We start from the raw sequence: 16,748 nt of genomic DNA on the forward strand, positions 1-16,748 counted from the left end.
ACGGTGAACCGTGCGATGTCGTCGACGAACCGACTACTCGAGTGGACGCAATCGCGTCCGGGACTGACACGGCTGATCACGGCGGTTATCGCCGGGGTGCTGGTGTTCGCGAGTTTTCCGCCGCGGACGTTGTGGTTTCTGGCGCCGGTCGGGATCGCGCTGCTGACGCTTGCGGTGCGTGGAACTGTCCGGGCGCGTGGGGCTTTCGGGTTGGGGTTTGTGGCGGGGCTGGGGTTCTTTCTGCCGTTGTTGCCGTGGACGGGGATTTATGTGGGGCCGGTGCCGTGGCTGGCGCTGTCGGCGGTGTGTGCGCTGTATGTGGGGTTGTTCGGGCTGTTGACGCGGTGGGTGGCGTCGTTGCCGGGGTGGCCGGTGTGGGTGGCGGCGTCGTGGTCGCTGGCGGAGTGGGTGCGGTCGAGTTTTCCCTTTGGTGGATTTCCCTGGGGGAAGCTGGCTTTCGGGCAGGCCGACGGGTGGTACCTGCCGTTCGCGATGATCGGCGGAGCGCCGCTGGTGAGCTTCGCGGTGGCGCTCACCGGCACCCTGCTGGCCGCCCTCGCACTGGTGGTTTTGCGAAGGTTGCGAGGCGCCGAGGCCGATAGCCCGGAAGTGGCTGCGGTCACATCGAATACGCCCAGATGGGGACCGGTCCGTCTCACATCGTGGAACCGGATTGTTGCTGCGACAATGCTTGTGGCTATAGTTCCGGTTACCGGAGTGATCCTCCGGACCGCGCTGCCCGGCCCGGAGGACGGCAACCGGCCGATCACGGTCGCCGCCATCCAGGGCAGCGTGCCGGAACTGGGATTGGATTTCAACGCCCAGCGCCGCGCCGTTCTCGACAATCACGTCAACCGCACCGAGGAACTGGCCCGCGAGATCGCGGCCGGCAAGTTCCCGCAGCCGGACGTGGTGATCTGGCCGGAGAACTCCTCCGATATCGACCCGCTGCGCAATGCCGATGCCGCGCAGGAGATCTCGCAGGCATCCGTGGATGTGAAGGCGCCCATCCTGGTCGGCGCGGTGCTGGTCAACGCCGATCGCACCACCACCAACTCGGTCATCGTCTGGAACGGTGACGCCGGGCCCGGTGAGCGGCACGACAAGAAGATCATCCAGCCTTTCGGCGAATATCTGCCCTACCGCAGCTTCTTCCGCCACTTCTCCGAATACGCCGATCGCGCAGGCTATTTCGTCCCCGGCAAGGGTGACGGCGTGGTGCACGTGCAGCCCGCGGGCGGCGGCGACAAGGTCGCCATCGGCGTAGCGACCTGCTACGAAGTCGCTTTCGACCGCGCCTTCGAGCAGTCCGTGCGCGCGGGCGCGCAGATTCTCACCGTCCCGTCCAACAATGCCACCTTCGGCCGCAGCGAGATGACCTATCAGCAGCTGGCCATGTCGCGCGTGCGTGCGGTGGAGCACGGTCGCGCCGTGGTGGTTTCGGTGACCACCGGCGTGAGCGCGATGATCACCGCCGACGGCGCCATCCAGCAGCAGACGCCGCAGTTCGTGCCCGCGGCGCTGGTGGCGACGCTGCCGCTGCGCGACAACACGACACTCGCGACCCGTTTGGGCCCCGCGCCCGAGGTGTTGTTGTGTATCCTGGCCGCGGCTGCCACCGTGGTGGCGCTGATTCGGCGCAGTCGCGGGCACGTGTGAGAGGGCCGTCCCGCACCGGCGGATAAATTCGCCACATCATTGCCGGGACTTGATCGGATTTCCGATATGTCCGAGTTCGTGCGGTTTCCTTATGCGAGTTTAGCGCGTATCGCGAGGTTTGCTATGAGGTAACTGAACTAAATCTTCGCTCCGCCAACGCTGTTCGTTGCGGGCAACTCGAGATCACCACCGATCCGCTCGGCGTGATGCTCCGAATCATAGGGCGTGGGCCACGTCCTACGGTTCGCGCGTGCGCGCGAACGCCGGACCCGGGGGACCCACCGTTTTTGATTTTCGGGCTCGGGGAGTTGCGTCTAACAGCGTCAGAACGGAGTGTTTGATGAGTTCATTGGCCACCGACCGTGTCGACCAATGTTCTTCGGGTGAATTCTCGGCTCAACCCTTCGCGCTTTCTCCCGCGCAGTCAGCCCTCTGGTACGCCCAGCGCATCCGACCCGACATTCCGCTGACCATCGCGCAATTCGTGGAGATCCACGGCGATCTGGATGTGGGCCGGTTGCTGTACGCGATCGAACGGTTCGGCTCCGAGAGCGAAGTCGGCCACGTGCGGCTGCTCGAGATCGACGGCGTCCCGCACCAGGTCATCGACCCGACCTGGCGACCGGGTTGGGCGCGTATCGATCTGCGCGAGGAATCCGACCCGAAGGCGGCGGCACGCGCCTGGATGAACGAGCACGCCAGCTCGCCCATCGATATCGAGCACGATCCGCTCACCATCAATGTGGTGCTGCGCGTCGGGGATTCGGACTGGATCTGGTACACCCGCGGCCACCACATAGTCATCGACGGCTACGGCGCCATGAACGGCACCACCCGCGCCGCCGAGATCTATACGGCACTGGAGAACCAGACCGAGCCGGTGGTCTCGCGCGCCACCCCACTGGCGACGATCTACGCCGATGAGAACCGCTACCGGGATACCAGTCGTTTCGTCACGGACAGCGACTACTGGCGCACCCAGCTGACCGGGGCCGGGGAGCCGATCACGCTGTCGGCCAACGGTTCGCTGCCCGTGGTCTCGGATGCGGGCCGCCGCAGCGCCACCGCCGTGATCGGCCGCGATGTCGAGGCCGCCATCGAAGCCGCCGCCACCGCGCACAACTCCAACTCCTCGGCACTGTTCGTCGCCGCCCTCGCGGGATACGTGCGTGCCGTCACCGGCACCCAGGATGTGGTGCTGAGTCTGCCCGTCTCCGCGCGCACCACGGTCGCGCTGCGGCGTTCGGGCGGTGTGGTCTCCAATGTGGTGCCCATCCGCGTGCAGTTCGCCGACACCGACACCGTCGCGGACACCGTGCGCGCCATCGAACTGCAGATCACCGGCGCGCTGCGGCATCAGCGCTACCGCAGCGACGACATTCGCAGGGACTGCGGCTATTCCCGGGATTCGCGCGGCTTCTTCGGGCCCATGGTCAACCTGATGCTCTTCCACAGTGAGCTCAAGTTCGGCAGCCTGATGGGCTCGATCAATGTGCTGTCCACCGGACCGGTCGAAGACCTCTCGATCAACCTGTACAACGGGCTGGGCAATCGCATCCACATCGACTTCGAGGCCAACCCGCGCCTCTACGGCGATGCCGAACTGTCCATGCACCACGGGCGTTTCCTGGACTACCTGGCCCGCTTCGTCGCCGTCGACCCGACCACCGTCATCGCCGACATGCCGGTGCTCACCGAGCTGGAACGCGAACGCGTCCTGCACGAATGGAATTCGACCCAGGTGGCCCGCCAGGAAGGCACCCTGGCCGGACTGTTCGCCGACCGCGCCGCCATGTCCGCGGGCCGCGTCGCCCTGGACTACGAGGGGGACACTCTCACCTACGCCGCCTTCGACGAGCGCGCCAACCGGCTCGCGCGCGAACTCATCGCGCGCGGTGCGGGTCCCGACACCCAGGTCGGGCTGGCCGTGCGCCGCAGCCTGGACCTGCTGATCGGCATGTACGCCATCGTGAAGGCGGGTGCGGCCTACCTGCCCATCGATCCGGACCACCCGGCCGACCGCATCCAGGCCATCCTGGAGCAGGCGCGCCCGCTGTGCGTGCTCACCACGGCGCGTGACCGGCTCGAACTGCCGCGCACCGCACCGCGATTCGATATCGACACCGCCGACCTGGCGCAGCGCTCCGGCCGGCCGGTCACCGACGCCGACCGGCACGCCCCGTTGCGCCCGGATCACCTGGCCTACGTCATCTTCACCTCCGGCTCCACCGGGAAGCCCAAGGGTGTCGGTGTCACCCACGCCGCCATCGTGAACCGGCTGCGCTGGATGCAGCACGCCTACCCGCTCGACAGCTCGGACGTGGTGTTGCAGAAGACGCCCGCCACCTTCGACGTGTCGGTGTGGGAGTTCTTCTGGCCCTTGCAGATCGGCGCACGCCTGGTCATCGCCGCCCCCGACGGGCACCGCGATCCCGGCTACCTGGCCCGGATCATCGCCGAGAAGGGCGTCACCACCGCCCATTTCGTACCCTCCATGCTGTCGGTGTTCCTCACCGACACCGATGTCGCGGGCTGCACCGGCCTCGAACGCGTTTTCTGCTCCGGTGAGGCGCTGCCCGCGGCGACCGTCGCGGAATTCCACGCCGCCCTGGGCACGGGCCCGGAAGCACCGCAGCTGCACAACCTTTACGGTCCCACCGAGGCCGCGGTCGACGTGACGGCCTGGCATTGCACCCCGGGCAGCACCGAGGTGCCGATCGGCGCACCCATCTGGAACACCCGCACCTATGTGCTCGACGCGCGCCTGCAGCCGGTCGCCCCCGGTGTCGTGGGTGAGCTGTATCTGGCGGGCGTGCAGCTCGCCCGCGGCTACCTCGGCCGCGGCGCGCTGACGGCCGACCGGTTCGTGGCCAACCCGTTCACCCCCGGCACCCGCATGTATCGCACCGGTGACCTGGTGCGTTGGCGCGGCAGCGGCCGCTCCGGCGTGCTGGAGTACCTGGGCCGCAGCGACTTCCAGGTCAAGGTGCGCGGCCTGCGCATCGAACTCGGCGAGATCGAAGCCGCCCTGCTCGCCGACGAGCGGGTAGCGCGCGCGGTCTGCGTGGCTCGGCGTGGCCGCGGCGGTGACGAGCTCATCGGTTACGCGGTGGCCGCGCCCGGCGTAGGCCCGCTCGATCCGGCCGAACTGAGCGCCGGTCTGCGGCGCACCCTGCCCGGCTACATGGTGCCGTCGCTGCTGATGGTCCTCGACGAACTACCGCTGAGCGCCAACGGCAAGGTCGACCGCAAGGCCCTGCCCACACCCGACGCGGGCGCGCGTCGCACCGCCGCCCGGCCCGCCTCCGCCCCGAGCAACGAGGTGGAGCGTCAGCTCACCGGCATCTTCACGGAGGTGCTCGGCACCGACGAATTCGATGTCCAGGACAGCTTCTTCGATCTGGGCGGCAACTCGCTGACTGCCGCCCGGGCGGTCGCCCGGGTCAATGCCGCCCTCGGCGTCTCGCTCACCATCCGCGATCTGTTCGAATCGTCCACCGTCACCGCACTCGCGGCACGGCTGGCCGACGCGCGCCCCGAACAGGCGTCGCCGAAGCTGGTGGCCAGCCCACGCCCGCAACATGTTCCGCTCTCCCTCGCCCAGCAGCGACTGTGGATCCTCAACCGTTTCGCAGAGCATGCGGCCGCCTATAACATGCCGCTGGCGGTGAAACTCACCGGGCCCCTGGACATCTCGGCGCTGCGCGCCGGTCTGGTGGATGTGCTGGCCCGGCACGAGAGCCTGCGCACCACCTTCCCCGACACCCCCGACGGCCCCTGCCAGCTGGTGCATCCGGCCGCCGAGATCCCGCTCACCCTCGATCCGATCGACGCCGTGAACGCCGACGTGGTGGCGCTGGCCACCGAATTCGCCGGGTACGGTTTCGATCTGCGCAGTCAGGCCCCGGTGCGGGTGGCGCTCTACGCCACCGGTCCCGACTCCTACCTGTTCCTGATGGTGCTGCACCACATCAGCGGTGACGGCTGGTCCATCGCCCCGCTGACCCGCGACATCATGACCGCCGTCGCCGCCCGCGCCGGTGGCGTCGCCCCGGCGTGGACGCCACTGCCGGTGCAGTACGCGGATTTCGCGCTGTGGCAACGCGAACTGCTCGGCGACGAAGCCGATCCGGCCAGCGCCCTGGCCCGGCAGCTCGCCTACTGGCGTGCCGCCCTGGCCGATCTGCCCGATCAGCTGGACCTGCCGCTGGACCGCCCGCGCCCGCGGCCGCGTTCCACCGACGGCGGCACCGTCGAGTTCACCATTCCCGCGTCCACCCGCACCGCGCTGGCCGCCGTCGCCGCCGAACGCGGCGTCTCCACCTTCATGGTGTTGCATGCCGCGCTGGCGACAGTGCTTGCGCGCCTGTGCAACACCACCGATATCGCGATCGGCACCCCGATCGCCGGGCGCAGCGATCCCGCGCTCGACGAGCTTGTCGGCATGTTCGTCAACACCCTCGTGCTGCGCACCCGGGTGGATCCGGCGGCCGGTTTCGACCGCATGCTCACCGAGGTCCGCGATACCGACCTCAATGCCTTCGCCAATGCCGACGTGCCCTTCGAGCGGCTGGTCGAGGTCGTCAACCCGGAACGGTCCGCGGCCCGGCACCCGCTGTTCCAGGTCATGCTGTCCTACGACAGCAGCCCCGAACTGCGGATCGACCTGCCGGGCGTGGACACCGAAGTGGTCGAGATGGCCACCGACATCGCCAAGTTCGACCTGCAGCTCACCGTGCACGAACCCGCCGGAACCCCGGGCGAGGAGACCTCGCTCACCGGTGAATTCGGCTATGCGGCCGACGTTTTCGACCACGCCACCGTCGAGGCCATCGCACGCCGTTTCGGTGCGGTGCTCGCCGCGGCCGTCGCCGACCCGTCCGTTCCCGTGGGCGATCTGCCGCTGCTGGACACCCGGGAGACCGCGAAACTGGTCCCCATCATGGGTTCTCCCGCCGAACCCGCCGTCACGCTGGCCCGGCTGCTCACCGACACCGCCGAACGCGTCCCCGACGCCGTGGCCGTGCGGTACCTGGGCACCGACACCACCTACCGCGAGCTCGACGAGCGGTCCAACCGCTTGGCGCGGGTGCTGATCGAGCACGGCGCGGGCCCCGAGGTGGTGGTGGCCATCGCGCTGCCGCGCGGCGTAGACAGCATTCTCGCGGTGTGGGCGGTCGCGAAAACCGGTGCGGCGTATGTGCCGATCGACCCGGACTACCCGGCCGACCGCATCGCCCACATGCTCGCCGACTCCGGCGCCATGCTCGCCATCACCGATGCCGAGCGGCACGCCGACATGCCCGACTGGCCCCGCAACCGAGGCAGACACCGCAAGAACTACGTGGACTGGCTGCTGCTGGGCTCCGAGCAGCTGGCCGAGGAATGCGCGCAGTTCCCGGCGACCGCGGTCACCGATGCTGACCGCCACCACCCGCTGCGCACCGGCGGACCCGCGTACCTCATCTACACCTCCGGTTCCACCGGCCGGCCCAAGGCCGTGGTGGTCACCAATGCGGGCATCGCGTCGCTGGCGCACGAGCAGATGCATCTGTTCAAGGTCACCGATTCGGCTCGCACCCTGCACTTCTCGTCGCCGAGCTTCGACGCGTCGGTGCTGGAATTGCTGCTGGGCTTCGCGGCCGGGGCCACCATCGTGGTCGCGCCCGCGGGCATCTTCGGCGGCATCGAACTCGCGCGCATCCTGCGCGAAGAGCGGGTAACGCACGCCTTCGTCACGCCCGCAGCCCTGGGTACCGTGCCGAGCGACGACCTGCCCGACCTCGAGGCCGTCATCGTCGGTGGCGAAGCCTGCCCCGAGGAACTCGTGAAGGTCTGGACCGCACCGGATTCCCGGCCCGGGCACCCGGCGCGGCGCATGCACAACATGTACGGGCCGTCGGAGGCCACCGTCGCCGCCACCGCCACCGGACCCATGCTCGCCGGACGGCCGGTACCCATCGGTCTCCCGGTGCGCGGCATGCGGTTGTTCGTGCTCGACGGCCGCCTGCACCCGGTGCCGCCGGGCGTCGCGGGTGAGCTGTACCTGTCCGGACCCGGTCTCGCGCGCGGCTACCTGGGCCGCCACGGCCTGACCGCGCAACGCTTCCCGGCCAACCCGCACGGGCGGCGCGGCGAACGCATGTACCGCACCGGCGATCTCGTGGTCGCCGACGGCACCGGGCAGCTGCGCTTCCTGGGCCGCGCCGACGACCAGATCAAGATCCGCGGCTTCCGCATCGAACTGCGCGAGATCGACCACGTGCTGGCCGGGCATCCGGGCGTCACCTTCGCGCTGACCTTGGTGCATCACGACGAACGCGGAATCCCGCGTCTGGTCGCGTATCTCACCGCCGACACCGAACTCGATGCGGCCGCGGTGCTCGAGACCGCGCGCGGGCGGCTGCCCGGCTACATGGTGCCCTCGGCGCTGACCATCCTCGAGACCGTGCCGGTCACCCCGTCCGGCAAGCTCGACCGCAAGGCGCTGCCCGCGCCGGTCTTCGTGGCCGCCGCACCCACCCGCGCCCCGGAAACCGAACTGGAACAACAGGTCGCGCTCGTGTTCGGCACGGTGCTGGGCGGCACCGTGCCCGGCGCGGAGGACAACTTCTTCGAGATCGGCGGCAACTCGCTGCTCGCCACGCGTCTGACCGCGGCCCTGCACACCGAATTCGGGGTGGAGTTGCCGGTGCGGGCCGTGTTCGAGGCACCGACCGTGGCGGGTGTCGCGGCCAAGCTTGCGGAAGCGCCCCGGACGCAGCGTGTCGCGCTGGCTGTGCACTCACCGCGCCCGGAGCGCGTACCACTGTCGCTGCCGCAACAGCGACTGTGGTTCCTCAACAGATATTCCCCCGAATCCAGTGCTTACAACATCGCATTCGTGCTGCGGATCGACGGCGATCCGGACATCGAGGCGCTGCGGGCCGCGCTGGCCGACATCGTGGAACGCCACGAGGTGCTGCGCACCGTCTTCCCCGAGGACGAGCAGGGCGCCTACCAGCTGGTGCTCGACACCGCCCGCTGCCTGCCGGTCCTGGACGCCGTCGAGACCGACGAGGTCGGCGCGCGCACCGCGCTGCGCTCGCTGGCCCGGCGCGGCTTCGACCTGACCCGCGAGATCCCGCTGCGAATGACCCTGCTGCGCACCGGGAATCGACGGCACCTGCTCGGCATCGCGCTGCACCACATCGCCGCCGACGGCTGGTCGCTGGCCCCGCTCACCCGGGACCTGGCCATCGCCTACACCGCCCGCCACGGCGGTGCGGCCCCGGCCTGGACGCCACTGCCGGTGCAGTACGCCGACTTCAGCCTGTGGCAGCGCGAAATCCTCGGCCGCGACAGCGACGCCGAGAGCGCCGCCGCCGCGCAGCTGGCCTACTGGCGCGCCGCGCTGGCCGATCTGCCCGAGGAACTGCCGCTGCCCTACGACCGGATGCGCCCCGCCGAACCCACCGGTCGGGCCGGAGCCGTGCGTTTCGAGGTGCCGGAGGCGTTGCAGCGCAAGCTTGCCGACGTCGCCCGCAGCCACGGGGTCAGCCTGTTCATGGTGCTGCGCTCCACCCTGGCGGTGCTGTTGCGGGCCGTCACCGGCGGCCGCGACGTGGTCATCGGCACCCCGGTGGCCGGGCGCACCGACACCCGGCTCGACGACCTGGTCGGCATGTTCGTCAATACGCTGATCCTGCGCTCGGACGTCGATCCCGACCGGTCCTTCGCCGAACTGCTGCAGGCCGACCGCGACACCGAACTGGCCGCCATGGCACACGCCGAGGTGCCGTACGAGCGGGTCGTGGAGGAACTGCAGTCCGACGCAGGAGAAGGCGCACGCCGTTTCGGGGCGCGCCCGCTGCTGCAGGTCGCGCTCACGGTGCAGGACACGCCCGTGCCCGCGCTGCGGCTGCCCGGATTGTCGCTGCAGGCCGAGGAACTCGACATCGCGCTGGCCAAGTTCGATCTGGAACTGCGGGTGCTGCCCGGTTCGGGTGACGCCGGAGCGCACGATCGGGCCTTCGAATTCGTCTACGCCGCCGAACTGTTCGACCAGTCGAGCGTCGAAACTCTGGCCGAACGCCTGGTCCGGGTGCTGGACGCGATCACGGCCGACCCGCGCCGCCGCGTCCGCGACATCGACGCCCGCACCGCGCTCGAACGCGAGATGCTCACGCCCGCCTGGGGTCCTGCGCCCGAACCGCAGTGCAGCCTGGCCGCCTACTTCGCGGCCACCGCGCACCTCAATGCCAACCGGGTGTTCCTGCGCTTCGACGACACCGAACTGACGTACCTGGAATCGGACGTCTACTCGAACCGGTTGGCGCGAGCCCTCATCGACCGCGGCCTGGGCCCCGGCGACCGGGTGGCGCTCGGGTTGACCCGGTCGGTGGAGTCGGTGCTGTCGGCGCTGGCCGTCGCCAAGTGCGGGGCCGCGTTCGTGCCCGTCGACCCCAACTATCCCGCGGATCGGGTGCGGCACATGCTCACCGACTCCGGCTGCCGGGTCGGCATCAGCATGACCGAGCACGCACCGGACCTGTACGCCGCCGCCGGTGACCACCAGGTCGACTGGCTGCTGCTCGACGACGCCGTCCTCCTCGACGAACTCGAGGTGCTCGACGACGGACCGATCACCGACGCCGAACGGGCCTCCACCCTGTGGACCGCCGACCTCGCCTACGTCATCTACACCTCCGGCTCCACCGGAAAACCCAAGGGCGTGGCCGTCACCCACGGCGGCCTGTCCAACTTCGCCGACGAGATCCGCGAGCGCATGCGGGTCGACCGAGACTCGCGGACCATGCACTTCTCGTCCCCGAGCTTCGACGCCGCCATCTTCGACCTGCTGTTGGCGGTCGGCGCGGGCGCCACCATGGTGATCGTCCCACCGGATGTGTACGGCGGCGACGAACTGGCCGCGCTCATGGACCGCGAAGAGATCAGCCACACCTTCATGACACCGGCGGCGCTGGCCACCATCGATCGGGAACGCTGGGCGCTGCCGCACCTGCGGGCGGTCATGGTCGGCGGCGAAGCCTGCGGTCCGGAACTGGTGGCGCGCTGGGCACCCGGGCGCACCATGTTCAACGGGTACGGGCCGACCGAGACCACCGTGGTGGTCACCATCGCCGGACCGCTGGTCGTCGGCGAACCCGTCACCATCGGTAATCTGGTGCGCGGCGCCCGCGCGCTGGTGCTGGACGAACGCCTGCGGCCGGTTCCGGTCGGTGTGCCCGGCGAGCTGTACATCGGTGGACAGGGCGGCGCGCGCGGCTATTTCGACCGGCTCGCGCTGACCGCCGCCCGTTTCGTGGCCGACCCGTACGGTCCCGAGGGGGCGCGTCTGTACCGCACCGGTGACGTGGTGCGCTGGACCGCGGCCGGGGACATCGTGTACCTGGGCCGCAGCGATCACCAGGTGAAGGTGCGTGGTTTCCGCATCGAGCTCGGCGAGATCGACGCCGTGCTCACCACCCACCGCGCGATCCGTTTCGCTCACACCGAGGTTCGCGAGATCGCCGGGGTGCAGCGCATCGTGTCCTACGCGCTGCCGATCGACGTCACCGCGGCACCGGACCTCGAGGAGGTGCGCGCGCACTGCGCCAAGCACCTTCCGGCGCACATGGTTCCGTCGGCCATCACCCTGCTCGACCACATTCCGCTCACCCCGGTCGGCAAGCTCGACCGCGACGCGCTGCCGCAACCGCAGGCCGTCGTCGCGGTGGTCTCCCGTGATCCGGAGACCGAGACCGAGCGACTGGTCGCCGAGGTGATGGGGGAGCTGGTCGGGGCCGAGGCGCTGGGCGCGGACGACAGCTTCTTCGAGGTCGGCGGAAACTCGCTGCTGGCCACGCAATTGGTGGCCCGGCTCGCCACCGCCACCGGGGTACGCCTGGAGGTGCGGACCGTGTTCGCCGCGCCGACCGTGGCCGGTCTCGCGACGGCTCTCGATACGGGGTCCACCTCGGCGGATCTGCGGCCCGAACCGCGCAAACGCACGCGGCCCGCGCAGATTCCGCTCTCCGCGGCGCAACGACGGCTGTGGTTCCTGGAGAAGTTCAATGCGGGGGAGCAGGGAGAAGCGGTGGGGGCGTACAACGTTCCCGTCGCCCTGCGCTTGCACGGCGAACTCGACATCCCGGCACTGCGTGCGGCCCTGCACGAGGTGCAGCGCCGCCACGAAACGCTGCGCACCGTCTTCCCCGAGATCGACGGCGAACCCTGCCAGCAGATCCTGGAACCGGGCGAGGCCGCGGTCAGCCTGCCCTTGCGGACCGTGTCGGAAACCGAGGTGCCCAACGAGATTCGCCGGGTCACCGCCGGCGGGTTCCACCTGGCCACCGATATTCCGCTGCGCGCGGCCCTGCTGCGCATCGCGGGCGGCAAGACCGAGCACGTGCTCGTGCTGGTGGTGCATCACATCGCCATGGACGGCTGGTCGCTGCAGCCGCTGGCCGCCGATGTGGCCGCCGCCTACCGGGCGCACAGCGGCAAGACCGCACCGGAATGGCCCGAACTGCCCATCCAGTACGCCGATTACACGCTGTGGCAGCAGGATGTGCTGGGCCGCGAGGACGATCCGGAGTCGGTGATCAGCCGCCAGCTCGACTACTGGCGACGCGCCCTCGACGGACTGCCGGAACTGCTTGCAGTGCCTGCAGATCGGCCACGACCGCCGGTTCCGACCTACCGCGGCGGCACCGTCGAATGCACCCTCGACGCGTTCACCCACCGTGAGCTGCAGGCCCTCGCGGCCGAGCACGGCGTCACCATGTTCATGGTGCTGCACGCGGCACTGGTTGCACTGTTGCATCGACTGACCTCCGGGGACGACATCGCCGTCGGCACACCCATTGCGGGACGCGGACATCCGGCGCTGGACCGCCTCGTCGGCATGTTCGTCGGGACGCTGGTGCTGCGCACCCACCTCGACGGCGGGGCCGCGTTCGCCGACCTGCTGCACGCGGTCCGCGACACCGACCTGGAAGCCTTCGCGCACGCCGACGTGCCGTTCGAGCGCCTGGTCGAGGTGCTCAATCCGGTGCGCTCGCAAGCACATCACCCGATGTTCCAGGTCATGCTGTCGGTACAGAACCAGCCCGTCCGGGTCCTGGAACTGCCGGGCATGCGCATCGAGGCCGACGACGCCGATCCGGGCATCGCCAAATTCGATCTGCAGTTCACCCTCACCGAATCCTGGACGGAGCAACGGCAACCCGACGGCATCACGGTGTCGGTCAACTACGCCGCCGACCTGTTCGAGGCGGTCACCGCCGAGCGGCTCGCACAGCGTTTCGTGCGACTGCTCGGCGCGGCCGCCGCGAATCCGGCCACCGCCGTGGGCGATCTGGAACTCCTCGACTCGGCCGAATGGTCGGCGCTGGCACCGGTGCGCGGCACCGAACCCGGGCTGCCCATCACCTTCCCCGAGGTGTTCGAGGCCGCCGCCAACCTCAACCGCTCGGCCATCGCCGTGCGCTCGGCGGGCACCCAGATCTCCTACGACGCCCTCGACCGCTGGACCAACCGGCTCGCCCGGGTGCTTATCGGCTACGGAGTCGGCCCGGAAACCCTGGTCGCCATGGGGATTCCGCGCTCGGCCGAATCGGTGGCCGTCATGCTGGCCATCGCCAAGGCCGGGGCCGCGTTCGTGCCCGTCGACCCCAACTACCCCGAACAGCGCATCAGCCACATGTTGCTGGATTCCGGTGCGGCCGTCGGCATCACGCTGTCGTCGTATCGGGAGCGCATGCCCGACGGGGCCAACTGGACCGTGCTCGACGCGCCGTCGTTCCGGCGGCGCGTGCTCGCCACCTCCGACGCGCCGATCGTGGACAGCGAACGCACCACCGCGCTGCGCATGGACAACCCGGCCTACGTCATCTACACCTCCGGGTCCACCGGCATCCCCAAGGGTGTCGTCGTCACCCACGGCGGCCTGTCCAACTTCGCCGCCGAGACCGCGCACCGCTTCGACGTCGGACCCGGCTGCCGCGTCCTGCACTTCGCGACACCGAGTTTCGACGCCGCCATGCTCGACCTGCTGCTCGCCCTCGGCGGCGCGGCCACCCTGGTGATCACCCCACCCGGCGTGGTCGGCGGGCAGGAACTGGGGCAGGTGTTCATCGAGGAAGGCATCACCCATGCCTTCATCACCACCTCGGCGCTGGGCACCGTCGACCCGACCGGCGTGACCGCACTGCGGCACGTGCTGGTCGGCGGCGAGGCGCTGCCACCGGATCTGGTCACCCGGTGGGCCCCGGGCCGCAAGCTCTACAACGTGTACGGGCCGACGGAAACCACCATCGTGACGGTGATTTCGCAGCCTATGGCACCCGGCGGGCACATCACCATCGGTGGACCCATCCGCGGCGTGGGTGCCAGCGTGCTCGACGCGCGCCTGCACCCGGCGCCCGGCGGGGTCACCGGTGAACTGCATCTGGCCGGTGCCGCCCTGGCACGCGGCTACCTGCGGCGGCCCGGGATGACCGCGCAACGCTTCGTGGCCAACCCGTTCGGCAAGCCGGGCGAGCGCATGTACCGCACCGGTGACTTGGTGCGGTGGGTCGAACGCGGCGGGCGCGCACGGGATCTGGAGTACGTGGGCCGCACCGATCATCAGGTCAAGATCCGCGGCTTCCGCATCGAACTCGGTGAGATCGACGCGGCGCTGGCCAAGCACGGGGCGGTGGAATTCGCCACCACCATCGGGCATCGCACCCCGGCCGGATCCACCGCGCTGGTGGCGTATGTGAAGCCGCGCAACGGGACCGCGCCGAGCCCGGCCGAGTTGACCGCGCACGTGGCCGAACTGGTGCCCAACTACATGGTCCCGCAGTCGATCATGCTGCTGGACCGGGTGCCGCTCTCACCGGTCGGCAAGCTGGATCGAAAGGCCTTGCCGGAACCGGTGTTCGCGGCCCGCGAGGGCTACCGGGCCCCGTCCACGCCGATCGAAGCGGCGCTGTGTGCCGCCTTCGCGCAGGTGCTGGGCATGGACCAGTCCGACTCCCCGCGCCTGGTCGGCGCCGACGACGGGTTCTTCGAACTCGGCGGCAACTCGCTGCTGGCCACCAAGGTGGTGGCGGCGCTGCGGGCCGAGGGCATCGACCTGCCGGTGCAGGCCATGTTCGGCGACTCCACCCCGGCGGCCATCGCCGGGCGGCTCGCCGACGCCAAGGGTGATGCTGGGGCCGCACTGGCCGCGGCGCTGGGCGCGGTGCTGCCGCTGCGTCCGGGCACGGATTCCGATGTGGCGCCGCTGTTCTGTGTGCATCCGGCGATCGGTCTGTCCTGGTGCTTCGCCGGGCTGCTGTCGCACCTGCCGCATGAACGGCCGGTGTACGGGTTGCAGGCGCCGCACGTGGCGGGCGAGGAAAGCCACAGCACCATCGCTGAGGCCGCGAAATACTATGTGGCGCACATGAAGTCCGTGCAGCCGCACGGGCCCTACCACGTGCTGGGCTGGTCGCTGGGCGGGCTCATCGCCCACGAGGTGGCCGTGCAGCTGCAGCAGGGCGGCGACGAGGTCGCGCTGCTGGGGTTGATGGACAGCTACCAGCTCTCCGACCAGTGGCTTGAACAGGCGGTGCCGTCGGTGTCGGCGATCATCGCCGAATTCGGCAGCGACCTGCTCGGCGGCGACGCCGAGATCGACTCGCGCATGACCCTGCACGAGGCGGCCGAACTGCTGCGCAGCCGATCCGGGCCGTTCGCGGCCCTCACCGTCGACCACCTGGAACGGCTCTACACCGGGTACGAGAACGGCGCGGAACAGGCGCACGGGTTCGCGCCGCACATCTTCGACGGCGACATGCTGTTCTTCACCGCCGCCGACGACGAGATCAACCGGGCCGACCCGGAGCGTTGCGCGGCCGCCTGGGAGCCCTACGTCACCGGTGTGGTGCACGACCAGCTGGTGCGCTGCACGCACGCCGGCATGACCACGCCGGAATCCCTCGCCGTCATCGGGCCGGTGTTGCGGGATCAGTTGGCGGCCATCGACGCCCGGCGGGAGGGGGACCGATGAGTCTCGCGGTGGAAGTCCAAGGGCTGGTGAAGTATTACGGCAAGGTGCGGGTGCTCGACGGGATCGATCTGGCGATCCCGTCCGGCACCGTGATGGGATTGCTCGGGCCCAACGGCGCGGGCAAGACCACCACCGTCCGCATCGTCACCACCTTGCTACGCCCGAGTTCGGGCACGGTTCACGTTGCGGGCGTGGACGTTCTGAAGAATCCGGCGCGGGCCCGCACCCGCCTGGGCCTGTCCGGGCAGTACGCGGCGATCGACGCCAACCTGTCCGGATTCGAGAACCTGCGCATGGTGGCGCGGCTCTACGGCATGAGCCATCGCAGCGCCGCCGAACGCGCCGAGGAACTGCTCACCGTGCTCGGCCTCGAACACGCGGCCGGGCGGCGGGCGGGCACCTACTCCGGCGGCATGGCCCGGCGCCTGGACCTGGCCGGGGCGCTGGTGTGCAGACCCCCGGTGGTCGTGCTCGACGAACCGACCACCGGCCTGGACCCCCGCGGCCGCCTCGACATGTGGCGCGTCATCGGCGAACTCGTCGACGACGGCACCACCGTCCTGCTCACCACCCAGTACCTCGAGGAGGCCGACCTCCTCGCCGACCGCATCACCGTCATCGACCGCGGACGCGTCATCGCCCGCGGCTCGGCCGACGAACTCAAGACCTCCATCGGCGGTGACAAGCTCACCGTCACCCTCGCCGCCGGACAGGACCCCGGCCCGGCCCGTCAGGTACTCGCCGAGGTCGGTATCGGCGAACCCGAAAACGCCGAGGGCACAGACGAACTCACCGTCGTCGTCGGCGACGGCACCCGCACCATGGTCGAGGCGCTGCGCCGCCTCGACGACCGGGGCGTGTGCGTCCTCGACGCGACCGTGCACCGGCCCAGCCTCGACGATGTCTTCCTGTCGCTCACCGGCCGCTCCGCCGAACGCAAGTCCGCCGCCATCCTGCCCGAGCCCGTCCAAGAGGAGATCCTGTCGTGACGACGCTCCCCGCCGAGCCCGCCGCACCCACCACCGCCGCCGACGAGCACGGTCGCCACCGCGCCTCCGGCCCCGCC

3 protein-coding genes are annotated in these 16,748 nt (G+C 69.9%); all 3 read left to right on the forward strand.

Annotated elements, in window-relative coordinates; genetic code table 11:
* Positions 1 to 15 precede the first annotated feature (15 nt).
* The 3 genes from lnt (at position 16) to ACYVN4_RS24165 (ending at position 16,671) form a co-directional block, all read left to right on the forward strand.
* Positions 16 to 1,659 (forward strand): apolipoprotein N-acyltransferase, encoded by a 1,644-nt coding sequence (gene lnt / locus ACYVN4_RS24155; protein ID WP_460724269.1) that lies wholly within the window; start codon positions 16 to 18, stop codon positions 1,657 to 1,659.
* Positions 1,660 to 1,999: 340 nt separating this feature from the next.
* A complete protein-coding gene (locus ACYVN4_RS24160; protein WP_460724270.1) occupies positions 2,000 to 15,682 on the forward strand; it encodes an amino acid adenylation domain-containing protein in 13,683 nt (4,560 codons plus the stop codon).
* Positions 15,679 to 16,671, forward strand: a complete 993-nt coding sequence (locus tag ACYVN4_RS24165) for an ATP-binding cassette domain-containing protein (protein ID WP_460724271.1) — start codon at positions 15,679 to 15,681, stop codon at positions 16,669 to 16,671. Before ACYVN4_RS24160 ends, ACYVN4_RS24165 begins: the two co-directional genes overlap by 4 nt.
* The last annotated feature ends 77 nt before the right edge of the window (positions 16,672 to 16,748 follow it).

The organism is Nocardia heshunensis, from assembly GCF_054782115.1.